25 protein-coding genes and 2 pseudogenes are annotated in these 23,067 nt (G+C 38.3%); 17 read left to right on the top strand and 10 right to left on the bottom strand.

The annotated features are described in order from the left end of the window. The 6 genes and pseudogenes from V757_RS28955 to V757_RS24495 all read left to right on the top strand — a co-directional run. A pseudogene (locus V757_RS28955) lies at positions 1 to 489 on the top strand (hypothetical protein); the annotation flags it as partial. Positions 490 to 583: 94 nt separating this feature from the next. Further along, entirely contained in the window at positions 584 to 892 is a 309-nt protein-coding gene (locus V757_RS29395) for a hypothetical protein (protein ID WP_036694621.1), read from the top strand. Next, positions 864 to 1,193: a DNA methyltransferase gene (locus V757_RS29660; protein WP_261796552.1), complete on the top strand. Its 330-nt coding sequence runs from the start codon at positions 864 to 866 to the stop codon at positions 1,191 to 1,193. The genes V757_RS29395 and V757_RS29660 overlap by 29 nt, the downstream gene beginning before the upstream one ends. Then, positions 1,168 to 2,091, top strand: coding sequence for a site-specific DNA-methyltransferase (locus tag V757_RS29400; RefSeq protein WP_261796553.1), 924 nt, complete (start codon positions 1,168 to 1,170; stop codon positions 2,089 to 2,091). The genes V757_RS29660 and V757_RS29400 overlap by 26 nt, the downstream gene beginning before the upstream one ends. Before the next feature lie 49 nt (positions 2,092 to 2,140). Next, entirely contained in the window at positions 2,141 to 2,506 is a 366-nt protein-coding gene (locus tag V757_RS29405) for a hypothetical protein (protein ID WP_031274762.1), read from the top strand. Positions 2,507 to 2,524: 18 nt separating this feature from the next. After that, on the top strand, positions 2,525 to 5,665 hold the full coding sequence (locus V757_RS24495; protein WP_023952174.1) for a restriction endonuclease: 3,141 nt from the start codon (positions 2,525 to 2,527) through the stop codon (positions 5,663 to 5,665). A gap of 104 nt (positions 5,666 to 5,769) precedes the next feature. Here the strand turns inward: V757_RS24495 and V757_RS24500 are convergent, their stop codons facing one another. From V757_RS24500 to V757_RS24510, 3 genes and pseudogenes are all read right to left on the bottom strand, one after another. Further along, complete coding sequence (locus tag V757_RS24500; protein WP_023952176.1) at positions 5,770 to 6,288, bottom strand: hypothetical protein; 519 nt, start codon at positions 6,286 to 6,288, stop codon at positions 5,770 to 5,772. Further along, complete coding sequence (locus tag V757_RS24505; protein WP_023952178.1) at positions 6,288 to 7,457, bottom strand: AAA family ATPase; 1,170 nt, start codon at positions 7,455 to 7,457, stop codon at positions 6,288 to 6,290. The genes V757_RS24500 and V757_RS24505 overlap by 1 nt, the downstream gene beginning before the upstream one ends. Positions 7,458 to 7,553: 96 nt before the next feature. Beyond that, a pseudogene (locus V757_RS24510) lies at positions 7,554 to 8,040 on the bottom strand (Lrp/AsnC family transcriptional regulator). A gap of 213 nt (positions 8,041 to 8,253) precedes the next feature. Between V757_RS24510 and glmS the strand changes: the two are divergent. Further along, entirely contained in the window at positions 8,254 to 10,086 is a 1,833-nt protein-coding gene (gene glmS, locus V757_RS24515; RefSeq protein WP_023952180.1) for a glutamine--fructose-6-phosphate transaminase (isomerizing), read from the top strand. A gap of 148 nt (positions 10,087 to 10,234) precedes the next feature. Here the strand turns inward: glmS and arsB are convergent, their stop codons facing one another. From arsB to V757_RS24530, 3 genes are all read right to left on the bottom strand, one after another. Further along, positions 10,235 to 11,251 (bottom strand): ACR3 family arsenite efflux transporter, encoded by a 1,017-nt coding sequence (gene arsB, locus V757_RS24520; RefSeq protein WP_023952182.1) that lies wholly within the window; start codon positions 11,249 to 11,251, stop codon positions 10,235 to 10,237. A gap of 1 nt (position 11,252) precedes the next feature. Next, positions 11,253 to 11,666, bottom strand: coding sequence for an arsenate reductase (glutaredoxin) (gene arsC / locus V757_RS24525; protein WP_023952184.1), 414 nt, complete (start codon positions 11,664 to 11,666; stop codon positions 11,253 to 11,255). An 80-nt stretch (positions 11,667 to 11,746) separates the two neighbouring features. Continuing rightward, positions 11,747 to 12,085 (bottom strand): ArsR/SmtB family transcription factor, encoded by a 339-nt coding sequence (locus V757_RS24530; protein WP_023952186.1) that lies wholly within the window; start codon positions 12,083 to 12,085, stop codon positions 11,747 to 11,749. A 357-nt stretch (positions 12,086 to 12,442) separates the two neighbouring features. On the opposite strand from V757_RS24530, the gene V757_RS24535 reads away from it, so the two are divergent. After that, a complete protein-coding gene (locus tag V757_RS24535; RefSeq protein WP_023952188.1) occupies positions 12,443 to 13,036 on the top strand; it encodes a hypothetical protein in 594 nt (197 codons plus the stop codon). Positions 13,037 to 13,088: 52 nt separating this feature from the next. Here V757_RS24535 and V757_RS28115 read toward each other — a convergent pair whose 3' ends face one another. Together V757_RS28115 and V757_RS28655 are read right to left on the bottom strand one after the other, a co-directional pair. Further along, positions 13,089 to 13,253 carry an MmcQ/YjbR family DNA-binding protein gene (locus V757_RS28115; RefSeq protein WP_245587036.1) on the bottom strand — a complete coding sequence of 55 codons (165 nt, stop codon included), beginning with the start codon at positions 13,251 to 13,253 and terminating at the stop codon, positions 13,089 to 13,091. Position 13,254: 1 nt separating this feature from the next. Further along, positions 13,255 to 13,443, bottom strand: coding sequence for a hypothetical protein (locus tag V757_RS28655; protein ID WP_052019384.1), 189 nt, complete (start codon positions 13,441 to 13,443; stop codon positions 13,255 to 13,257). 431 nt (positions 13,444 to 13,874) lie between these two features. Here V757_RS28655 and V757_RS28960 point away from each other — a divergent pair, with 431 nt between their 5' ends. Then, the gene (locus V757_RS28960; protein ID WP_218184506.1) at positions 13,875 to 14,417 is read left to right on the top strand and encodes a Fic/DOC family N-terminal domain-containing protein; all 543 of its coding nucleotides are present in this window, start codon (positions 13,875 to 13,877) and stop codon (positions 14,415 to 14,417) included. Beyond that, positions 14,335 to 14,994, top strand: a complete 660-nt coding sequence (locus V757_RS28965; RefSeq protein ID WP_218184507.1) for a Fic family protein — start codon at positions 14,335 to 14,337, stop codon at positions 14,992 to 14,994. The genes V757_RS28960 and V757_RS28965 overlap by 83 nt, the downstream gene beginning before the upstream one ends. Positions 14,995 to 15,135: 141 nt before the next feature. On the opposite strand, the gene V757_RS29665 is transcribed toward V757_RS28965, so the two are convergent. After that, complete coding sequence (locus V757_RS29665) at positions 15,136 to 15,504, bottom strand: TSUP family transporter (protein WP_261796554.1); 369 nt, start codon at positions 15,502 to 15,504, stop codon at positions 15,136 to 15,138. Further along, positions 15,413 to 15,862: a TSUP family transporter gene (locus tag V757_RS29670; protein ID WP_218184509.1), complete on the bottom strand. Its 450-nt coding sequence runs from the start codon at positions 15,860 to 15,862 to the stop codon at positions 15,413 to 15,415. Before V757_RS29670 ends, V757_RS29665 begins: the two co-directional genes overlap by 92 nt. A gap of 188 nt (positions 15,863 to 16,050) precedes the next feature. Here V757_RS29670 and V757_RS24555 point away from each other — a divergent pair, with 188 nt between their 5' ends. The 7 genes from V757_RS24555 (at position 16,051) to V757_RS24585 (ending at position 22,812) form a co-directional block, all read left to right on the top strand. Further along, positions 16,051 to 17,112 (top strand): NADH:flavin oxidoreductase/NADH oxidase, encoded by a 1,062-nt coding sequence (locus V757_RS24555; RefSeq protein WP_023952190.1) that lies wholly within the window; start codon positions 16,051 to 16,053, stop codon positions 17,110 to 17,112. A 38-nt stretch (positions 17,113 to 17,150) separates the two neighbouring features. Continuing rightward, positions 17,151 to 18,149 (top strand): LLM class flavin-dependent oxidoreductase, encoded by a 999-nt coding sequence (locus V757_RS24560; protein ID WP_023952192.1) that lies wholly within the window; start codon positions 17,151 to 17,153, stop codon positions 18,147 to 18,149. A 67-nt stretch (positions 18,150 to 18,216) separates the two neighbouring features. Beyond that, positions 18,217 to 18,789: a flavin reductase family protein gene (locus tag V757_RS24565; protein ID WP_023952194.1), complete on the top strand. Its 573-nt coding sequence runs from the start codon at positions 18,217 to 18,219 to the stop codon at positions 18,787 to 18,789. A 204-nt stretch (positions 18,790 to 18,993) separates the two neighbouring features. Further along, positions 18,994 to 19,587, top strand: coding sequence for a hypothetical protein (locus V757_RS24570; protein ID WP_147628874.1), 594 nt, complete (start codon positions 18,994 to 18,996; stop codon positions 19,585 to 19,587). Further along, entirely contained in the window at positions 19,584 to 20,954 is a 1,371-nt protein-coding gene (locus V757_RS24575; protein WP_023952198.1) for an exonuclease SbcCD subunit D C-terminal domain-containing protein, read from the top strand. Before V757_RS24570 ends, V757_RS24575 begins: the two co-directional genes overlap by 4 nt. 15 nt (positions 20,955 to 20,969) lie before the next feature. Next, the gene (locus V757_RS24580) at positions 20,970 to 21,932 is read left to right on the top strand and encodes an AAA family ATPase (RefSeq protein ID WP_023952200.1); all 963 of its coding nucleotides are present in this window, start codon (positions 20,970 to 20,972) and stop codon (positions 21,930 to 21,932) included. Further along, positions 21,922 to 22,812, top strand: coding sequence for a coiled-coil domain-containing protein (locus tag V757_RS24585; RefSeq protein WP_023952202.1), 891 nt, complete (start codon positions 21,922 to 21,924; stop codon positions 22,810 to 22,812). The genes V757_RS24580 and V757_RS24585 overlap by 11 nt, the downstream gene beginning before the upstream one ends. Positions 22,813 to 23,067 lie beyond the last annotated feature (255 nt).

The following is a 23,067-nucleotide window of genomic DNA, read 5'->3' on the forward strand; positions in this document are numbered from 1 at the left end:
GACACAGCACAGCACAGCACAGCACAGCACAGCACAGCACAGCACAGCACAGCACAGCACAATTATACCACTAATCCTGCATTAGACATCGGTTTTAGAGTCCTCAAAATCGACTCTTCCAATATGAAGGACATCTACTACCGTCCTGACCAAACTCAGCAACTTGAACTCATCGATAAAGCGAACCACATCAAAGAAGATCGTACTCCCGAAGACTTGCTCTTCCAAGTCATGCTCTCGTGGGGACTACCGCTCTCTCTTCCGATTGAACAGCAAACTATCGACAATCAAACTGTCTTCTTTGTCGCCGGTAATAGTTTAGCTGCCTGCTTTGATACTCTCACCCCCACACTGATTGATTCGATTGCTCAACGCAGACCCTTACGCTTTGTTTCTAGTGAACAAGCCATTCACAAGGATGAGGATAAAACTAACTTCAAAGAACGGTTTAAACAACTCTCTCCGGAAACCGATGTTAAGTTTATTTAAGCAAATAAGACCGCCTCCTATATGCGGTTTCTACGTAGAGATAGGATAAAATAGTCCTACTTCAATGAACTTATCCACATATAGGGTGGCGTATATGAAAGATTTAGAGATGCAAAGCGTAAATCAAACCAAACTCAATATAGAAGCGATTGCCGAGCTTTTTCCAAACTGTATAACTGAGAGCCATGATAGCGATGGCAATCTCAAACGCTCGATTGACTTTGACTTACTACGCCAAGAACTCTCTGAAGATATCGTAGAGGGTACTCAAGAGCGCTATTCATTAAACTGGCCTGGCAAAAAAGAAGCCATTCTTGCGGCAAATGCCCCTATTGCCAAAACCCTTCGCCCTTGTCGAGAAGACAGTATTAATTTTGATTACTACAGAGAATCTGTTTATTGAAGGTGACAATCTAGAGGCTCTCAAACTCTTACAAGAAAACTACCTCGGCAAGGTCAAGATGATTTACATCGACCCACCCTACAATACGGGGAATGACTTTGTCTATAACGATGATTTTGCCGAAAGCACTGAAGAGTTTTTCGAAAAGTCACAACAAACCGATGACGCAGGTCACCGCATGCAAGCAAATACTGAAAGTAATGGACGCTTCCACTCGGATTGGCTAAGCATGATGTACAGCCGTCTTAAATTGGCTCGTAATCTACTAAGTGATGATGGCGTTATTTTTATTCTCTATTGATGATAATGAACAGGCGAATTTAAAACGATTGTGTGATGAAATTTTTGGAGAAGATAATTTTGTAGAACAAATTATTTGGGAAAAAAAATTCAGCCCTCAAAATGACGCAAAATATTTCTCAGAGAATCATGATTATTTAATTTGCTACGCTAAAAATATTACAGAAACAGAAATTAAATTATTACCAAGAACAGCAGAAAGCAATGCAAGATATAAAAACATTGATAATGACTCAAGAGGGGTTTGGACTTCAGGAGATTTATTAAGAAAAGACGTACAACAAAGTGGCGTTTACACAATTACTACACCTAACGGTACTCAATATAATCCACCAAGTGGCCGAAGCTGGCGTGTTTCACAAACAAAATTTACGGAGTTAGTCGCTGATAATCGAATTTGGTTTGGAGAAAAAGGTGGAAATGTTCCTAGAATTAAACGATTTTTAAATGAAGTGCAAAACGGAACAAAAGCTATTTCAATTTGGAAGTATAGTGATGTTGGACATAACCAAGAAGCAAGCCAAGAATTGAGAAAATTGTTTGATGGTGAGAGTTATTTTGATACTCCTAAACCAATTCGTTTAATTACTCAAACACTACGGTTGATTTCTAACCCTAACGACCTGATCCTCGACTTCTTCGCAGGATCTGGCACAACTGCACACGCCGTCATGCAGCTCAATGCCGAAGATGGAGGGAATCGCAAGTTTATTATGGTGCAGTTGCCAGAATTAACAGATGAAAAATCTGAAGCCTATAAAGCAGGCTATAAGACGATTGCAGAAATCTCTAAGGAGCGTATTCGTCGTGCAGGCGCACAAATAGCAGAACAGAACAGAACAGAACAGAACAGAACAGAACAATTATACCCATACTACGGATACAGAACCCTACAATAACCCTATACTAGACCTTGGTTTTAGAGTGCTAAAGATTGATACTTCCAACATGAAAGATATTTACTATCGCCCAGAGAATCTGCAGCAACCCACATTGGCAGCGATGGCAAACCATATCAAAGAAGACCGCACGGCAGAGGACTTACTCTTCCAGGTCATGCTCTCATGGGGATTACCTTTGTCTTTACCAATTAAAACTCGAGAAATCGACGGCAAAACAGTCTTTTATGTGGCCAGCAATAGTCTCATCGCTTGTTTTGATGACCTCACTCCGGCATTAGTTAATACTATTGCTCAGGACAAGCCAATCCGCTTTGTATCGAGTGAGAATGCCATCACTCATGATGCCGATAAAACTAATTTTAAAGAACGCTTTAAACAACTATCTCCAGAAACTGAAGTGAAGTTTATTTAATAAGGTAATAACACAACCATGAAAATCCACTTTAAAACCTTAGCCTATCAACAAGCAGCCGTCGATGCTGTCATCAATTGCTTTAAAGGACAGCTTCGCTCAGCAGGTCATCGCTATATGATTGACCTAGGAGAACAATTACCTAACTCTCAGACAGAGATTAAAGAGGATATCGGCTTTAGAAATGCCCCTATCGGCGATTTAAATACTGTCCTCTCTAATATTCAACTTGTCCAAAGTAGTTCAGGTCTTGAGCAATCAACATCACTTATCACTGATGATACAGGCAAGAAGAAAAACCTTACAACGAGCCCTCTCAACCTCGATATCGAGATGGAGACAGGGACAGGTAAGACGTATTGCTATATCCGCACGATGTTCGAGCTCAATAAGCAATATGGTTGGTCAAAATTTATTGTTGTCGTACCTAGCATCGCTATCCGTGAAGGTGTCCATAAGAGCTTCCGTATGATGGAAGACCACTTTATGCAGGAATATAGCAAGAAGGCACGTTTCTTTATCTATGATTCTAAATCACTCCATCAGCTAGAGAGTTTTAGCTCGACAAGCGATATCAGTGTGATGATTATTAATGTCCAAGCCTTCAACGCGACAGGCAAGGACAATCGTCGTATTGATATGGAATTGGATGAGTTCCAATCTCGCCGCCCTATTGATGTAATTAGTAGCAATCGCCCTATTCTCATCCTCGATGAACCACAAAAAATGCAGGCAGAGAAAACTTTAGAATCATTAAGTAAATTTAAGCCTCTGTTTATCTTACGTTATTCTGCGACTCACAAAAGACAATATAACCTTATCCATCGACTAGACGCACTAGACGCCTATAATCAGCGTCTAGTTAAGAAAATTGCTGTCAAAGGTATTGAAGTCAATAATCTTCCTGGCAACCACGGCTATCTCTACTTGCAAGATATTATTATCTCTAAATCAGCACCTGTAGCTCGATTAGAACTAGAGATAAAAACGAGTTCAGGACAATATCGCCGCGAAATCCGTAAAGTCAAATTCAAGGACAATCTCTTTGATATATCCAACGGTGCAGACCAATACGGTGATCGCTATGTTATCAGCGATATTAATGCTCATACCAATAGTATTGGCTTCACCAATGGAGTTACCTTAAGTGTTGGTCAATCACTAGGACATCTTGATGAGCGCATCACTCGCACTATCCAGATTCGTGAGACTATCCGTGCTCATATTGAAAAAGAGAAAGTACTCTTTAACCAAGGTATTAAAGTACTTAGCCTTTTCTTCATCGATGAAGTGGCCAAATACCGTAACTATGACGCGGATGGAAACTCTATTCCGGGGGAATATGTAGAAATCTTTAAACAAGAGTACGAGCGTATTGTCAATGAAACCTTAGACTTAAATGTCGAAAATGACCATTATCAAGACTATCTCCGTGGTATTGAAGTCGATAAAACACATAATGGTTATTTCTCTGTTGATAAGAAAACTCGTCGTCTAGTTGACCCGAGTACACCCGCACGTGTACGCTCTGAAGAAGACACAATTTCCACCGATGTAGATGCATATGACTTAATCCTAAAAGATAAAGAGCGTCTACTCTCATTTGAAGAGCCAACGCGTTTTATCTTCTCTCACTCAGCACTACGCGAAGGTTGGGACAATCCAAATGTCTTTGTGATTTGCACCTTAAAACACTCAGACAACATTATTTCTCGCCGCCAAGAAGTCGGCCGTGGTCTACGTCTTGCCGTTAACAAGACCGGTGAGCGTATGGACGCTAATTATTTCCGTGGTGCTGTAGAAGAAGTACACAATATCAACAAACTCACTGTTGTTACCAACGAAAGCTATCGTGATTTTGTGAGCCACCTTCAAAAAGAAATTGGTGATACCATTCAGTCTCGTGTAGAACAAGCCTCAGTAGACTACTTCAAAGACCGTGTATTGTTATTACAAAATGGTCAAAATTTTGCGATTAATGAACCTTCTGCTAAGCAAATTCATAAGTACCTCACCCGCAATGACTACATTGATGATAATGACTATATTGTCGCAAGCTATACTGAAGCTCGTCTGAACAATACACTAGCGCCCTTACCAGAAGAGTTACAACCTTATGCAGAAGAAATCTTTACGCTCATTGACGCGATTAAAGACCCTAAAGCATTAGCAAACTTAATCGATAATGCCAACGATAAGCTTATCAACAGAGTTAATCCTGCTAATCTAGCACGTAAAGAATTCCAAAAGCTATGGAATCGTATCAATAAAAAAGCGATTTACCAAATTCGCCTAGATAGTGAACAACTCATCAAAGATACCTTACATGCGGTGATAGAAGTCGTCCGTAATAGCAAGAACAATATTTTTGTCCCAGAGCTTACCTATACCATTCGTGAGGGAGAACAGCTTGCTCAAGTCAGCGCCTCTGAACTACGCAGTAGTCAATCATTTGAAAATATCACTAATGAAACCGTCCGAGCGAAACTACAAAGCTATTCAACAATTTCCTATGATTTAATTGGCGAAATTGCAGAAGGCACAAATCTAACACGTCGTACTGTAGCACAGATTCTGACGCAGCTAGAACCAGTTATTTTTAATCAGTACAAACTCAATCCAGAAGCCTTTATTCGCGAAATGATTAGTATCATCAATCAACAGCAAGTGAAGCAACTTCTGCAAGACTTAGAGTATTGCTTTACAGAGCAAGAGTACTCAAGCAATGAGATTTTCTTAGACAACGAAGTTGCTAGCAATACCCCTCAGGGTGATAAGCATATCTGGGATTTTGTACCGACAGACTCAAAAATCGAATCGGACTTTGCAAAAGCACTAGACGCTGCCAAAGAGGTCATCGTCTATGCCAAATTACCATCACGCTTTGTCATTCCAACACCATTTGGCAATTACAATCCTGACTGGGCAATCGCTTGCGATGAAAATAAAGTTAAACATATTTATTTTATTGCCGAAACAAAAGGATCTAGTGATAAAAACCAACTCCGAATATCAGAAGACAACAAAATTAGTAGTGCGAAGAAGTTCTTTGAAACACTCAATACTACTAATAAAGACCAAAACATTCTCTATGATGTAGTTGAAAGTTTTGAAGAACTGATAACACTCTTGGAGATAAAAACAACAATAGTTCAATAAGTCAACGTTTCAGAGGAATTAGGTGATATGTATACCACCTCCCTCACCACCACTTTTGTCTCAAACTTACGGCGATGGGTAGAGAAGATTTTGCTACTTGATTATTAAATACGGTACATCTTCAACACTAGGTTGCCTAAACCTTTTTGGATATCATTATGTAATGGTCTAGACCATAACTCTTTCATATCAAAACCTAACTGCTCTAGACGTTGAGTTATATTCGATGTAGATAAAAAATTACTTTTAAATTCATTTGCACTACTGCAACCAAAGGCTTTAAACAGATCCAATTGTTTTGTAAGTTCCGTACACGAATATACCAATTCACCTTCAAGATTAGGCATCTGTTGTACAAGATAAACATGATATTGATTATTCAATAGCCGTAATACTTCACAAAAGCTGTCAAGCCTATCTAGCCTATCGGTATCAAACACAATCACTACTTCTGCAGATTCTCGTGGTAATCGTCGAAGAATAGCCTGTGGATTTGTACGCCAACAATCGATTTGATGTACACTCCCAGGTGTTATCATGCCTGCTTTTCTTAAAGCATCAAGCAACACTTTTTCCGTTTCACCCTCGACTAAATAAAATCGCCTTCGTGATTTTTTCCCCATTACATTAACCCCCAAATCTTATCTGTATTTGGTGTCGAACAAAATACATCGTTTTTAATATAGTTTAGTAATTTGCGATCATTTTTCTGTAAGGTTTCCTCTGGTTGAATAATCTTAGTATAGCCATTTTCTTTATTCATTAATAAATATGAATGCACAGGTAAATTCATTCCCAGTACATCATAATTATGAGTGGTATAAAAAAACTGTGATTGATCAGGTAAGTATTCAATGATTAAGTTTAAAATTGCCTGCTCAAGCTCCGTATGGACATAGGCCATTTTTTCATCCATATAGTATGTACACGCATAATCTTCTAGATGAATACAGTGCTGTTTATCCGACATAATTCGTAAAATAATAAAAGCAACCTGAATTCCTTCATATGTCCCTTTTGATAAACGTTCTTTGTCGGTAACATCGCCTTCCATATCTACCAATACAGAATCACCATTATTAAACCGTACTTGATAGCCTAGCAACTCATCATTTTTTTTAAGTTCAGAAATTCCATCAATAGAAGAATCAAATGAAGTAATAATACTAGTGAGTAACTTAAGCTGACCATCAATTGGCTCTTTATGAACCTTAGGACGGTCAATATCTGTATTAGACAGCAAATAATAGAGACTATATTGCGGTTGAACCAAGTAAGTATTCATCTGATCAAGTGCTGCTAATGAGTTCCCTTCAAGAAACTGCGTATGGCGTATATGTGACCCGACCCCTTTATCAAGCCTGCTACGAGCAGAGGCTACTGTATCTGTAGGTCGTAAAGGAATATCACTATATTTGATGCCCTTTAACGCTTGTTGACTCAGCACAACCTCTAAGCGATGTAAGCGTGTTTTATTACCTTGAGGGATAACAAATTCAACTTCTATTCGGGCATTATTATTCTTGGCATGGATATAAGGGCGTAATAAATGCATATCCCATTCTTTTAATAGCCATAAGCGCTGTACAGCAGAAAGCACCTTTCCTAGCGCTGTTTTGCCACTCGCATTACTGCCAGAAATAATGCACACTCGTTTAAATCGGAAGTTTGGGAATCCAATTAAATGCTCACCTGGAATAGGGCTATGAGCTAATTTTCTTTTTATGGAAAGATCAATAACTGCCTCTTTAAACGAAAACAGATTATCAATACAAAGTCGAGTTATAATCATAATTACTTCCAAAAAATGGATATTAATTTAATTATATTACCATTCATATGTTTACTTTTAAAGAAATTTAAAGCGCATATGTTGTAAATTTTTTCCCTACTCCACCACCACTTTTGTCTCAAACTTACTGCGATGGGTAGAGAAAAAATGTCCGCACATTACGCACTTGATTCGTTGCTGTGAATAATTTACGCACCAAATCATGATAAGCATTCATATCTGGCACTTGTAGAATCACAATAAAGTCTGGTCCGCTAGAGACGCGGTAGCATTGTTTAACAGCTTTCTCGGGCACAATCAAGGACTCAAACGCATCAAACACCTCTGCCGATTGTTGTAGTAGGTTTAGCTCAACAATCGCCGTTAATGAGCTACCTAATTTTTGCTCATCTAGCAAGGCAACTCGCTGTCGAATAATCCCCGCTTTCTCTAATTGTTTAACACGACGTAAACACGTAGGAGGAGAGGAAAAGACTTTTTCCGCTAGCTCTTGGTTGCTGATAGAGGCATCTTCTTGTAATACGTTTAAAATACGTTTATCTAAATCATCTAAAAGCATAATATTCATTCCGTTGTTTTTCAGTAAACCTAAGCAGCCAATCTATTTACGCCTCAAAAACTTAACTAAAGTTAAACATTCAATATGAAATTTTATTTCACAAATAGACTATAAATTTATTATATATTAAAAAATAATATTGAATGAAATAATTTAAAATATATTTATAGTATTTTGATGTTTAATTTCAATTATTTTATAGCAAAATAGCAAAAAACAATTTTTGGAGATAATTCTATGTGTGGAATTGTAGGTGCTGTAGCACAACGCGATATTACCCCTATTTTGCTTGAAGGTCTTAAACGTCTTGAATACCGTGGGTATGACTCTTGCGGTGTTGCCGTTTATATGAATGGTGAACTAACTCGTGCACGTAGTACTCAACGTGTAGCAGAGCTTGATGCTCAAATCAAAGCCGATGGTATCAGTGGTTTTACAGGGATTGCTCATACTCGCTGGGCGACACATGGCGCACCTGCAACCAATAATGCTCACCCTCATTTTTCGGGTCAAGACAAGGGTGCTCCTCGTATTGCCCTAGTACACAACGGTATTATTGAAAACTACGAAGAATTACGTGCTGAGCTTATCGCTCAAGGGTATGTCTTTGAAAGCCAAACAGATACTGAGGTCATTGCACACTTAGTGAATCATCTCTATAACGGTGATTTATTTGAAACTGTTCAACAAACTGTCGCTCGTTTAACCGGTGCTTATGCGATTGCTGTTTTCTGCCGTGATGAGCCTCACCGTGTTGTTGCCGCTCGCCAAGGCTCTCCTCTTGTGATTGGTCTAGGTAAAAATGAGAACTTCCTTGCCTCTGATGCGTTAGCACTAGCCGGCACAACGGACCAAATTATCTATTTAGAAGACGGTGATATTGCTGATCTTCAAATTTCTAATGTATGGATTGTAGATGCCAACTTACAGCCTGTTGAGCGCAAAGTACACACCGTTTCTGCTTATACGGCAGCGGCTGAATTAGGCCCATACCGTCATTACATGCAAAAAGAGATTTTTGAACAACCTCGTGCCGTTGGCGATACCTTACAAGATATTGAAGCCATTACCCCTAACTTGTTTGGTGATGAGGCGGAATCTATTTTCAAAAATATCGACAATATTCTCATTCTTGCCTGCGGTACGTCTTACTATGCCGGCATGACAGCTCGTTATTGGATTGAGTCTATTGCCAAAGTCCCTGTCAATGTAGAAATTGCGAGTGAATATCGCTATCGTGATAGCGTTCCTAATCCTAAAACACTGGTCGTGACTATTTCTCAGTCGGGCGAAACAGCGGATACACTAGCGGCATTAAAACACGCTCGCTCTTTAGGCATGGAAAATACATTAACCATTTGTAATGTCTCTAGTAGTGCAATGGTTCGTGAATGTAAACTTAATTACATTACTCGCGCTGGTGTCGAAGTAGGTGTTGCCTCAACAAAAGCATTTACAACGCAATTAGTTGCCTTGTTCTTATTAACCGTTTCGTTAGCCAACGTAAAAGGGACTATTACACCAGAGCTCGAAGACACTTATTTAAAACAATTACGTCATCTACCTGCCGCAATTACATCTACTCTTGCACTAGAACCTCAAATTATGGCATGGGCGGATCGTTTTGTTAGCAAAGAAAATGCTTTATTCCTAGGTCGTGGATTGCATTATCCTATCGCCTTAGAAGGTGCTTTAAAATTAAAAGAAATCAGTTATATCCATGCAGAAGCCTACCCTGCTGGTGAGCTAAAACACGGTCCTCTTGCCTTAGTAACTGAGGCGATGCCTGTTGTCGTGATTGCGCCTAATGATGAACTATTAGAAAAACTAAAATCTAATATGCAAGAAGTTCGTGCTCGTGGTGGTGAGCTGTATGTTTTCGCTGATGCAGATACACATATTACCAATACCCCGGGTATGCACGTCATTCGTATGCCTGAACACTATGGTAAATTATCACCTATCCTACATACAGTGACCTTGCAGTTATTGTCTTATCACACAGCCGTCTCTCGTGGCACAGACGTGGATAAACCACGTAATCTGGCTAAGAGTGTGACGGTGGAATAACGCGTATTGATTGACTGACGTACTTTAACTACTCACACCCCCATCCGCTACATAAGTGAAGTGAATGGGGGTATTTTTATACACATAATCAACCCCCATTAGAGTAGATAACGCAGTACTAAACACTCTTTAATCATCAATAAAACCATTAGCCTACGTTGTTTATCTTCTGCTGATAATTAATCCAAGCCACTAATGACAGCATCACTGGCACTTCAACCAAAACGCCCACCACTGTTGCTAATGCTGCACCAGACTCCAAACCAAAGAGTGAAATAGCAACCGCTACCGCTAACTCAAAGAAATTACTTGTACCAATAAGACAAGCAGGAGCAGCAACTTGATGAGGAAGCTTTAACCATTTTGCCATTAACTGCCCAATAAAAAATATTCCATAGGTCTGTACTAATAATGGAATAGCGATCAGAATAATCACAAACGGCTGATTAATAATTGTTTCCGCTTGAAAACCAAATAAAAGAACGACTGTTAATAACAGACCAATAATAGAAAATGGCTTCAAGTGACGACTTAAGCGTGCGATTGCCTGATTATTTTTACGTAAATATACCCGTGTCAAATAACCCATAAGTAATGGAAAGACAACATACAGAATTACACTAAAGAACAAGGTATCCAAAGGGATTGCAATATCACTCACCCCTAACAAAAAACCAGCTATGGGTGCATAGGCAATAATCATAATTAAATCATTTACCGATACTTGCACTAAGGTATAGTTTGGGTCACCTTTAACGAGCTGACTCCACACGAATACCATTGCCGTACAAGGTGCTACACCTAAAAGAATCATGCCTGCAATATATTCTTGTGCCGATTGCTCATTGACAAAATCAGCAAACAATAACCTAAAAAAGATCCATCCTATACAAGCCATAGTAAACGGTTTAATCAACCAGTTAATGACTATGGTCATGAACAGTCCTTTTGGTTTCTTGCCAACATCCTTGATCGCCGACCAATCAATTTGTATCATCATTGGATAAATCATTAACCAAATTAAGACTGCTACGGGAAGATTAATATGTGATACTTCTAGTTGTGCAATAGCCTTGAATAAATCTGGGGAGTACTGACCTAAAGTGATTCCTACCAAAATCGCCAACCCTACCCACAACGTCAAAAATCTTTCGAATACACCCATATCATGCTCCTAATGGATGTACCGCTTCACCATCCTCTTTATAAAACACTTGTTTTAATTGAAGAGGAAGAATTTCTAATACACGTTCTGACGGACGACATAATAAAACACCTTTTTCCGTCACCACAATAGGACGGTTTATCAAGAGTGGATTTTCAGTCATAAGTACCACTAATTCATCATCTGTAAGATGACGATTATCTAAATTAAGCTCTTCATAGGGAGCAACATTTTTCCTAAGCAACTCTCTAGGAGACATTTTCATGGCCGTTAGCAAGTGAGCAAGCTCTTTACTATTTGGCGGGGATTTAAGATATTCAATAATCTCTGGTTCAATACCAATGGCTCTAATTAATGCCAAGGTATTCCTTGATGTACCACAACTAGGATTATGATAGATTTTGACGTTATGCATCACTTTCTCCACATTTGACCTTTACAGAATAAAAAATCTATTATTTCAATAACTATTGAAATAATAGAGAAAAATTTTTTCTAACAGTGCTGATTCGTATAAGATTTCATCATTGACTCACACGCATCATCTGCTACGGCGCTACAACAAGCATTTGTCAAATAATCAATCAAATCAGCCATCAACGGTAAATTAGCAAAATAGCGCATAAACCGACCTTCTTGGCTGACATGAACTAGCTCCACTTCCATTAAACTTTTAAGGTGAAAAGACAAATTATTGGGACTAATATCCAACGCACGAGCTAAATCACCCGCCACCATGCCTTGATGCCCAACAGTCATAAGCTGCTGAACAATCTGCAATCTTGCAGGAGAAGAAAGTCGCCCAAATAAGTCACTTGCTGAGTTAGTATTCATCGTTTTTCATGATATAACAAATAAACCATTATTTCAATAGTTATTGAAATAACTTTACATCACTAAGTGATCATTTCTTATGAAAACCTAAGCACTGAAAGTACCACTTTATTGAAAGTCTAATTAATTTAGGGAGTTTTTTATAGCAGTTCGTGATACAGAAATAAGGTATTTGTTGCTATTTAATTATTCTCATAAATGTTTTACTATAGAGAAGAATAACTGATGTGTCTTTACAAGAAGTCTACACTCTTGGAGGTTAGCATAGAGTTTGCGTGGCGCAATTGGATATAATGAAAGAAAAAGAATCTTTATTAAATTGATAGGTTTAATCGCCTATTAAAGGGGTGAAGTGCTATGTCCTCTAACCAACAAATCAAAAAACCAGAAGAAGTTATTGCAACATTAGATTTTGATGGACAATACACAAACCTAATACAGGCATTTAAAGATAATAGTACTGTTTTAAATCTCTCTCAGCAACATGGTGATTATCTTTACAGCCTGCTCGCTATGGTTTCTGGCAAAAATCTACGCAAAAATCCTATTATCTGTGACGGAGAGATTTTGAATGACCGTAGTTATTTAGTTGCAGCTATTATCCCGCTTAAAGAAGACTCGATACTTAAATCTGACATGGCTATTCCTCGACCATATATCTCACCTCTGATTAACGGCTACTCTGGAGAGCAACTTAATCTGACAAATTTTGCTTCTGGAACTCATGGTCTGACATGTGAAGAAGGTTATTACATCCTCCTAGAGACAGCTAATTTAACCATGTATGCCAATCGTGGGGTTCAGATTGCAATATATGATAAGACACCATACCCAAGCGCTGATGCTTATGATTTTAATCAAACAACAGGCAGAACAAGCCCTAGATCTGACTATACTGGTCTCAATATAATCTTCGACCTACCTCTGAATCCTCCTTTGAACAATCCATAAACTACCGAAACCTAACTATCTTCTAAGTAGATGATAGTACTGGCTAGCTACATCACTTTTTCGTCAATTCATAGCTATGATTCACTAGTTCCCATATCAGATCATCACTTGCCTTATCTAACAGTATGCTCACCCAATGTTTTTTATTCATATGATAGGCAGGGAGAATACCGTCTGTGGCGAGTAATTGGGTCATCTCATCAGGTCTAACTTTCACATTAATGAGAGGAATCTTTTTTTCTTTCCTCTGAAAAAAGCGCTTGTGTTTTAATTTCTGCATATAAACAAAACCATTTCTTATTATTGGTATGCCTAAACACAAAAATATCAGGGTGCTTTTCAAAGGGGTAGTCTGGTGCCAGCTGATAGTGTGCTTGAACTTTTTCGATTAAGTGAGCAATCTTCATTAATTTTTAATCCTCTGCTGGGGCTTATAGCATCACCTGTTATCAGTGCTATCAATATTTTCTACTATTTCACATGCAGATTAGTGAATGAACCACGTTATTCCTAATATTAGCTATCTATTTTGTTTACACTGAATTTCGCTCTATTATATTGCTATTCAGTTGTGTGAGTGACTATATTTTTTACATCATCAACCTAGTTTGTCTCTCAAATTTAATCATTTTCGGGATGCAAACTAATTTGTCTCTCTTTTTACATTATCAATCTAGTTTGTCTCTCAAATTTAATCATTTTTGGGATACAAACTAATTTGCCTCTCTTTTTACATCATCAACCTAGTTTGTCTCTCAAATTTAATCATTTTTGGTATACAAACTTGAAGTAATATATTATTCTCTAACTTCAATCTTAACTAACCCAGAGCTAACCTATGTCGCTAAATTTAGAAAATGCAGTGAACTATCATTACGGAAAATTTCCTCCACTTGATTTGGTTTACGATAATAATTTAGTTAAAAAGATTACTGATGCAACGAGTGCTCTTGCTCGTTACGATCAAATGCTAAAAACCTTGCATAATAACGAAATATTCCTAGCCCCCTTGAGAAACCAAGAGGCAGTTATTTCATCACGTATGGAAGGTACAGTTAGTACAATGGATGAAATTTTGAAATATGAAGCCGATGAAGAATCTAATAATGAGAATACTGTTAGGACAGATGTTATTGAGACGTTGCTTTATCAACGAACCTTAAAAACAATTCAACATCAAATGCAATCTGGATATCCTTTTTCTGCCTCATTAATCAAACAAGCTCACCAAGGATTACTAGCGAGAGGGAGAGGTTCCATAAAATCTCTTGGAGAGTATAAAACTGAGCAGAACTATCTTGCAGATAAAACCAAAAAAAAATATTTTATTTGTCCCTATAAGCCCAGAACAATTAGCATCAGGAATGGACGCTCTGTTTGATTATATAAATAACTCAGAACAAGTTCCATTGTTAAAAACATCTATTGCCCACGCTGAGTTTGAATCACTACATCCTTTTAAAGATGGGAATGGTCGTATTGGTCGCATGCTCATTACGTTAATGTTATGGAATTATGGTTTAATATCTTCACCCCATTTCTATATAAGTGAATATATGGAAGAGCATAAGGATACTTATATTAACTGCCTAAGGAATGTCTCTCTAAAGAATGATTGGATGACATGGTGTATCTTCTTTTTGGAAGCTGTGACTATTCAAGCAGATAGAAACTTAGCCATTTCTGAGAAAATAAAAAATCTTTATGAAGAAATGAAGGAAATATTGACAGAAAGCCTAAATTCAAAATGGTCAATACAGACCTTAGACTTTATTTTTACTAATCCTATTTTTAGGAATAATAAATTTGCTAAGGAAACTGGAATCCCCAATCAAACAGCGAATAAATTAACAACCATTCTACGGGAAGAAGATATTATTATTGAGATAGAGCCAGCCTCTGGAAGAAGACCTGCACTCTATTCTTTTGAACGCCTAATGGAGCTAGTAAGAGTTTAAAACCAATAACACTGAGTATGGATTACGCCATCTTTATTGATATAGCGTACTATCAGTCTAAAAGAGCTTACCCATAGACTGATAGTTAGCACACTGTAAATTAACCTTGTAATTAACAAGTGCTTTATACCTATCATGACATCATAAATACTGTCTAAGGATATTCACGATCAGTTGTAGTGCTAATAAGGTTAATAGCCAAGGTAAGACAGCTTTAAGCCAAGACATTTTAATTTTATAACGAAGTTTTGTACCCAACCAAGAGCCTAGTGTCGCCATCACAATCATCATTAGCATCAATTGCCAATACTCAAAAAAGGCAAAACCCATACTGATATAGACTAACAATTTGGCAAAATGCACCACTGACATCATGAGTGCACCAGTACTTACAACCACATTACTATCGGTGTAATACTTATTTAATACCGCAATATTTAAGGGTCCCGGTGTGCCGACAAATACACCTAAACCTGCTTGTAAAAAGCCCACCAGAAAAAAAGCTCTCATAGTGACGAATCACCCGATTAAACCAAGGTGACCACTGTAATAACAAAATATAGATACCAATAAATAAAGGGATTAAATCTAGTTTTACAAAACGAATGAGCACGCCAAAAACAATCATGCCAATAATAGATCCACACAAAAATGACCAAAATCGCTCATAAACAATATGCTCTCGCCCAAACCATGCTCGTGTGGCATTACTCGCTAACTGTGTCACCCCATGTACCGGAATAATGGCAATGCTAGGCACAAAAAAAGGCATAATACCAATTAATATCATGCCACCGCCTAGTCCTGTAATACCTGTTAATGCTGATGTGAGCAAATTTGCCAAGGCGAGTAATATATCGTTCCACATAGTGACTATCAAATAGAGTAATTAATTTTTTTAGAAAAAAGCATTATGACATATTTATAGGACTACAATAGTCTTATTACCTGTGCTTGTGCTTGTGATTGTGATTGTGAATAATTGTTTTTCTACAAAATCAACAAGGCACTTTAGATTAACTCTATTTGTAACCCATTCAAACTAAGTAGGCTATTATGGCAAAATTCCGTTTTTTACAAACTCCTTTAGAATTAAAAAGTTTATCTTTAAAAAATCGTCTTGTGATGCCTCCTATGTGTCAGTATAGTGCCAAAGACGGTATGCCGAATGACTGGCACTTTGTCCATTACACTAGTCGTGCGATTGGTGGTGTTGGTTTAATTATTATCGAAATGACAAACGTCGCCCCTAACGGACGTATTTCTCCTCGCTGTTTAGGGCTTTGGAACGATGAACAACGTGATGCGTTTAAACGTATTGTTGATGCTGTTCACGCACAAGGTGGCAAGATTGGTATTCAGATTGCCCATGCTGGACGCAAAGCACAAGACTGTGATGATGTAGTAACCCCCTCTGCCATTCATTATGGTCAAGAAGATTTTCCGGGGCAACACTTAAAAACACCAAGAGCGCTCACTGAAGATGAGATTGAACAGATTATTCAAGCCTTTCAACAGTCTGTTAAACGTGCGGTTGAAGCAGGCTTTGATATGATTGAGCTACATGGCGCACATGGTTATTTGATTCATCAATTTTCTTCACCAAAATCAAACCACCGAGATGACAGTTATGGAAAAGACCGTTTCTTATTTGGTGAAAAAGTGATTAAGGCGGCTAAATCTGTCATGCCTGCTGATATGCCTCTAGCCATGCGTATTTCTGCTCAAGAGTATTCTGAGAATGGTTATGATAGCGACTATGGCGTACAAATGGCTATGCGTTTTAAAGCAGCAGGTGTGGATATATTTGATGTGAGTGGTGGTGGCAATGGTGTCTTACACCCTAACCATCACCCCCAATTTAATGCTGGCTATCAGGTCTATTTAGCACGCAAAATTAAGCAAGCTACTCAATTGCCGGTTATTGCGGTCGGTTTATTAGATGATCCTTCATTAGCTGATCATGTTCTAGGTATTGGTGATGCAGACCTTATCGCTGTAGGACGTGGTTTACTGCGAGATCCTTATTGGTATCTCAATGCGCAATATAAGCAAAATGCGAGCGATAGTACTGGTGTTGAATCTGTTCCACCACAATATCAACGTGGCTATATGTAATCTATTAATTTATTTCACTTTTATCACTGGGCAAAATAATGTCTAACACTGCTGTTTCTATGTTAAATCTTGTTCCTCTCAGAGAGGGACAAACTCATCGTCAAGCCTTTGAGTCAATGATTAGGTTAGCTCAACACGCTGAGTCCTTGAACTATGCGCGTTACTGGATTGCCGAGCATCACAATATGCCCAATATTTTGAGCTCTGCCACACAGTTATTAATCGGTCATACGCTAGCACAGACAAAGAGTATCCGTGTCGGTAGTGGTGGGGTTATGCTACCAAACCATAGCCCCTTACAAGTTGCTGAACAATATGGAACATTGGCAACCTTGTACCCTAACCGAGTAGACTTAGGTCTAGGGCGTGCACCTGGTACAGACCCTAGAACAGCGATGGCTCTACGTCGTGGCAACCAAGATGTATCACTCAATTTCCCTGATGACGTGGAAGAGCTCCAACGTTATTTTGGTGATGCCGATAAACAAGGTTATGCTAAAGCTTATTTAGCTATGGGCAAACATTTGCCTTTATATATTCTCGGCTCAAGTACAGAAAGTGCTTTTCTGGCGGCGGCAAAAGGCTTACCTTATGTCTTTGCTGCACATTTCGCCCCACGGTTATTAGAAACTGCTGTACAAATTTATCGTCAACAATTCCAACCCTCTGATGTACTAGATAAACCAAAAGTCATTGTTGGTATTAATGCTGTCGTTGCCGAGACGGATGAGGAAGCAACATTTTTATCCACATCTCAAGAACAGCAATTTTTGGGAGTTGTAAATGGTCGTATGCGTCCCCTACAACCCCCTGTTCAGGATATGTCTGCTTTATGGACAGCCTCTGAGGAATTTGCTGTACGTCAAATGTTAGCGGCTTCTATGGTAGGGTGCAAAGAAACAGTGGCTCAGCACATAGAAAGTTTCCAACGAGTTATTCGTGCAGACGAACTAATGGTGACTAATTATGTTTATGATGAGATTAAGCAAGCTCAATCTTTTGCATGGTTTAAAGAGATTGTCGATAGTCTATCTTAAGATCCATTTATCTACATAAATTATTAATTATTTTTCACTACTATTTTTATATTTCAAGGAACTATTTATGAGTATTTTGCCTGTGCCTTTGGAGAAGTGTTTACGCCTGATCAATCATGGTCCTACTGTGATGGTATCATCAAAACATGATGGTATTGAAAATGTTATGTCTGTGGCATGGGCTTGTGCTCTGGATTTCCTTCCCCCAAAAGTCACCATCGTCATTGATAAAAGCACCTTCACTCGTCCACTTATTGAAAAAAGTGGTTATTTTGCGATTCAAGTACCTATGGCATACCAAGCTGAAACCGTTATTGCCATGGGAGACAGTCGTTATCAACACCCTGACAAACTCACGCAACATAATATTGAGTTTTTCTATCCAGAAGGATTCGATATTCCTCTTGTGAAAGGCTGTGTGGCTTACCTCGTGTGTAAATTAATCCCTGAACCACATAATCAGCAATGTTATGACTTATTTATTGGTGAGGTCATCGCTGCCTTTGCTGACGATAGAGTCTTTAAAGACGGGCATTGGCTTTTTGATCAAGTAGATAACAATCTAAAAACCTTGCATTATATTGCGAGAGGGAAATTTTATATCACAGGGCAAGGATTAGATATTGGGAGAGGTCCATAACACCATTATTGATCACACTTAATAAATTAGTCCCTGCCTTAGTATCACGCTTAAGAAATGACTGTTTCATAGAAGAAGTCTTTGGCACGTCCATAAGATTCTCGATATTCTAAAATTTCACCTTTGATGCCATAGGCAAAATCATTTAAGGAGTGTTAAACTTTTCTAACACTTCTTTTTTATTCTCTTTTTCTCATGTAAGTTATGTCTTCTTGTTCGAGTACTTCTGGCAGTTCTCACCAGCCACGTTTTGAGTCGATTTTCCCAGAAAAATTTCCTACTATGCCTTTGCCGTGGACGGGTGATAATGATGGGGAATTATGGGTATGGCATGATTACTTTATGACGTTGCAACATTCTCCGAAAACGATTCTGGGTTTAGCCTCTTCTGAAGAGCTTGGAGATGAGATAGACAAACCAAACTATCTGTATGCACTCACTGTATTTTATAGAGATGTGGCTACTCAGCAAACGCACACAGATCCCATTTTGATTTTCTGTCTTGAACAAGACTCTCTTGCATTGAGTGTATTTACTAGTCGCTTGAAAGCCAACCATGGTACTCTCACTCATGAACCTACTCTTGATAATGTGCGTAGCACACTTCTTAGCTTAATGGCACAATATATTAATCGAGAAGACCAACCAACGCATATCGGCATAATTGCTGATGCCTTTACCTCTCCAGAGATAGGTATAAAAATGGAAGCATCTCAACACAGAAAAGCCAACAACCCAAAGGCGTATTTCATTCAAATCCCTCAAAAAATGACTTCATATAGGGTGAACTTAGCATGAAACCACAGCATACACTACGTCTTTTACATACCTCTGATTGGCATCTTGGCGCTACCTTATACGGTCGAAAACGTGATGAGGAGTTTAGTCAATTTCTCGATTGGTTATTAAATACGATTCATCAACAGCAAGCGGATATTTTAATCATTGCTGGGGATATTTTTGATACGGTTGCCCCTAGTAATACAGCACAAGCTATTTATTATCGTTTCTTAACGCAATTACAGCATAGTCCCTGTAGGCATATTATTATCGTGGGCGGAAACCATGATTCAGCAAGTTTTTTAAATGCACCTAAGACCTTATTGGCAACCTTAAATATTCATGTGGTCGGCGCCATCACTCATGATTTAAACGATGAACTTATTGTATTGAGGAATGGTCACACAGTAGAAGCTATTATTTGTGCTGTGCCTTACTTACGCGATAAAGATATACGTACAGCGACAGTAGGTGAATCTAGCGAAGACAAAATCAATCTACTTACCCGCAATATTAAACAGCATTATCACGATTTAGCCAATTTAGCGCTACAAAAACGTGAACAATTTTTATTAGAACAAAAAGAGTCTATTATTCCAATCATTGGTACAGGACATTTATTTGCTGCAGGTGGGCAAACAATTGAAGGTGACGGTGTACGGGACATTTATATTGGTAACTTGGGTGGAGTAAGTAGCGAGACGTTTCCTTCTTCTCTTGACTATGTTGCCTTAGGACATCTGCATATTCCGCAAATCGTCAATAAAAATCCGATTATCCGTTATAGTGGTTCGCCTATTCCAATGGGATTTGGGGAAGCGACTCAGCAAAAAATAATTATACAAATTGATTTTCATACTAAAGCAAGCAAACCCGACACTCCTCTTGCTCACCCAATGTCATTGCATCATTCGGTACATGAACATCAACCATCGCTAATATTAGATGATGTTGCAACACCGGAACTAACATCACCTATTCAATCTATCTCTACTCTCCCTATTCCTTGCTTTCAAGCACTCAGGCGTTTAAAGGGTAATTTAGCTGAAATTACCCAGCAGATTAATGACCTTAAAAACGAGAAAATTTGGCTAGAAATTGACTATAACGGCGAAGAAATAATTTCTGATTTACGTGAACAATTAAGTCGTTTAGTGGAAGGGTCTCATCTGGAAATTTTACGCATCAAAAATAATCGTTTGGTTGAACAGACGCTATCTCCTACTCATCACCAAGAAACATTGGATGACTTAACACCACTACAAGTGTTCGAGCGTTGCTTGGAAGCTCATCATGTTACCCATGAACAATGCGAGGAGCTCATCCATGCTTATCAAGAGATTATGCAATCATTAGTGACTGAACAACACCAATCCCAGAATTAACAATTGATACTTGTTATGAAAATTTTATCGCTACAGTTTAAAAATTTGAATTCCCTCTATGGTGAATGGCACATTGATTTCACTGATGATGCTTATCAGCAGCAAGGAATTTTTGCCCTAACAGGCCCTACTGGCGCAGGAAAAACAACTATTCTTGATGCAATTTGTCTTGCTCTATATGGTAGAACACCACGTCTTAAAGATATAGGCCAGCAAAACAATGACATTATGTCTCGTCATACTGCCGAAAGCATGGCTGAAGTTTGCTTTGAAACACAATCGGGGATTTACACCTGTCATTGGTCACACAAACGTTCACGCAATAAGGCTGAAGGTAATTTACAAGCCACAAAACAAGAGATTTTTGATATCAATGGCCACATTCTTGCTAATAAAAAACGGGACTTTCAATTACTTGTAGAGCAGCTAACAGGGATGGATTTTGACCGATTTACCCGTTCTATGCTACTAGCACAAGGTGGGTTTGATAGCTTTTTAAAAGCAGATATAGATGAAAAATCCTCTATTCTAGAAAAAATCACAGGCACACAAATTTACTCCGATATTTCTATCAAGGTCTACGAACGAAAAGTAGATGAAGAAAAACAGCTAGAGCATTTAAGCGCACAATTAGAAGGCATTGAATTACTCAATACAGAGCAGTTGCAATCCTTAAAAGAGACTAAGACACAACAAGAAGCTCAATCCCTACAACTTAACAGTAACATTAAGCAACTGCGTGAACAATTACAATGGCTGGATACGATTACTACGCTTACGCAAGAGCTCGAAGAAAACAATAAGATAGGACTATCCTTAGCGAATGAAATCGCTGCCTTTACTGATACAAAATTAAAATTAACATCTGCCAAAAAAGCACAGAATATAGATCAATATTTTTCTGTTTTTCAAACACTCTTAAAAGAACAAGAAACTGATCAGCATGAGCTAGATCAAAAAAAAGACTATGCTACCTGAGTTAACGACTTCTCAGCAGCAGCAAAATGATATCGTTAACCAACATCAAAAGGCAGTCAATGATTTCACCACACTCATCAATGAAGCGCAAAAAACATTTAAAGCGGTGCGTGTAGTGGATATTCAGCTTCAAGAAAAACTGACCCAACTAGAACATAACCAAAAAGAGTTAGACAGTATCATTAATAAGATTGAGCAAGAAGAGCACAAGCTTACCCAAGCCATAGAAAAAGCACAGCAACAGCAAATTTCTTTTGATAACCTCAGTAGCTACTTGCAAGGAAATACTCATTTAGCACCCCTAAATGAACAGATACCAGTGATTGAACTTCGATCTGCTCAGCTTAAAAAACATCAACAGCAACAACAAAAAACACTAATAGAATTAGAGATAGCGAAGAAGGAGTTATCTGTTCTTGAAAACGATTTTGACCAAGCTCAACAAAACAACTCAACTCAAGAAAAGTTAGTCAATCAACTCACTGAGCAAGTAAACCACCTACAAGATGCCTTAGCAGCTTTACTTAATGGACAATCGCTAGACTATTACCAACGAGAGCTTAATCACGCAAAAGACAAACAGCGTCTTATTAAAAATATTTATGATGTTGCTGACTTGCGCCAACAGCTAATACCCAACGAGCCCTGTCTTGTCTGTGGCTCTATACATCACCCTTTTGTTCAAGAGCTACCCGATAGCCATCAATACGATACAGAAATTGCAACACTTGAAGCAACAATTAATACTATTACTGAACAACAAGAAAAAATTCGTCAGACTCAAGCGGATAGACAGCAAGCTATCACTGAACAAAACAATACCCATAATCAAGTGGAAACTAAAAAAAACAGCTGTCGAAAAATAAAAAAGCCTCTATAGCGACTTTAGAGGAGAAAATCGATAGCATTAATGCAGAAATAAATACCGATGAAGACTATTTCAAGCATATTTGGCATACCTATCAAGTCACTACTGATACATCCTCTAATCCATTAGACCTATTGAAACAGCAACTTGCTACATGGACTAAAGCCCAACAAGAGCATTTTAATTTAAAGCAAATTTTAGATAATTATGATAAAGTAGAATGCCGCTTTTTCAGCACGAAATTAGTTCATTAAAAGAAACGCAAGC

The sequence above is a fragment of the Pelistega indica genome (assembly GCF_000506865.1).
Classification (GTDB): domain Bacteria; phylum Pseudomonadota; class Gammaproteobacteria; order Burkholderiales; family Burkholderiaceae_B; genus Taylorella; species Taylorella indica.

What these genes read in the sequence shown, in the direction of transcription:
- V757_RS29395 (WP_036694621.1), top strand. Translation starts at nt 584, where the DNA reads ATGAAAGATTTAGAGATGCAAAGCGTAAATCAAACCAAACTCAATATA.
- V757_RS29400 (WP_261796553.1), top strand. Translation starts at nt 1,168, where the DNA reads ATGGCGTTATTTTTATTCTCTATTGATGATAATGAACAGGCGAATTTA.
- V757_RS29405 (WP_031274762.1), top strand. Translation starts at nt 2,141, where the DNA reads ATGAAAGATATTTACTATCGCCCAGAGAATCTGCAGCAACCCACATTG.
- V757_RS24495 (WP_023952174.1), top strand. Translation starts at nt 2,525, where the DNA reads ATGAAAATCCACTTTAAAACCTTAGCCTATCAACAAGCAGCCGTCGAT.
- V757_RS24500 (WP_023952176.1), bottom strand. Translation starts at nt 6,288, where the DNA reads ATGGGGAAAAAATCACGAAGGCGATTTTATTTAGTCGAGGGTGAAACG.
- V757_RS24505 (WP_023952178.1), bottom strand. Translation starts at nt 7,457, where the DNA reads ATGATTATAACTCGACTTTGTATTGATAATCTGTTTTCGTTTAAAGAG.
- glmS (WP_023952180.1), top strand. Translation starts at nt 8,254, where the DNA reads ATGTGTGGAATTGTAGGTGCTGTAGCACAACGCGATATTACCCCTATT.
- arsB (WP_023952182.1), bottom strand. Translation starts at nt 11,251, where the DNA reads ATGGGTGTATTCGAAAGATTTTTGACGTTGTGGGTAGGGTTGGCGATT.
- arsC (WP_023952184.1), bottom strand. Translation starts at nt 11,666, where the DNA reads ATGCATAACGTCAAAATCTATCATAATCCTAGTTGTGGTACATCAAGG.
- V757_RS24530 (WP_023952186.1), bottom strand. Translation starts at nt 12,085, where the DNA reads ATGAATACTAACTCAGCAAGTGACTTATTTGGGCGACTTTCTTCTCCT.
- V757_RS24535 (WP_023952188.1), top strand. Translation starts at nt 12,443, where the DNA reads ATGTCCTCTAACCAACAAATCAAAAAACCAGAAGAAGTTATTGCAACA.
- V757_RS28655 (WP_052019384.1), bottom strand. Translation starts at nt 13,443, where the DNA reads ATGAAGATTGCTCACTTAATCGAAAAAGTTCAAGCACACTATCAGCTG.
- V757_RS28960 (WP_218184506.1), top strand. Translation starts at nt 13,875, where the DNA reads ATGTCGCTAAATTTAGAAAATGCAGTGAACTATCATTACGGAAAATTT.
- V757_RS29665 (WP_261796554.1), bottom strand. Translation starts at nt 15,504, where the DNA reads ATGAGAGCTTTTTTTCTGGTGGGCTTTTTACAAGCAGGTTTAGGTGTA.
- V757_RS29670 (WP_218184509.1), bottom strand. Translation starts at nt 15,862, where the DNA reads ATGTGGAACGATATATTACTCGCCTTGGCAAATTTGCTCACATCAGCA.
- V757_RS24555 (WP_023952190.1), top strand. Translation starts at nt 16,051, where the DNA reads ATGGCAAAATTCCGTTTTTTACAAACTCCTTTAGAATTAAAAAGTTTA.
- V757_RS24560 (WP_023952192.1), top strand. Translation starts at nt 17,151, where the DNA reads ATGTCTAACACTGCTGTTTCTATGTTAAATCTTGTTCCTCTCAGAGAG.
- V757_RS24565 (WP_023952194.1), top strand. Translation starts at nt 18,217, where the DNA reads ATGAGTATTTTGCCTGTGCCTTTGGAGAAGTGTTTACGCCTGATCAAT.
- V757_RS24570 (WP_147628874.1), top strand. Translation starts at nt 18,994, where the DNA reads ATGTCTTCTTGTTCGAGTACTTCTGGCAGTTCTCACCAGCCACGTTTT.
- V757_RS24575 (WP_023952198.1), top strand. Translation starts at nt 19,584, where the DNA reads ATGAAACCACAGCATACACTACGTCTTTTACATACCTCTGATTGGCAT.
- V757_RS24580 (WP_023952200.1), top strand. Translation starts at nt 20,970, where the DNA reads ATGAAAATTTTATCGCTACAGTTTAAAAATTTGAATTCCCTCTATGGT.
- V757_RS24585 (WP_023952202.1), top strand. Translation starts at nt 21,922, where the DNA reads ATGCTACCTGAGTTAACGACTTCTCAGCAGCAGCAAAATGATATCGTT.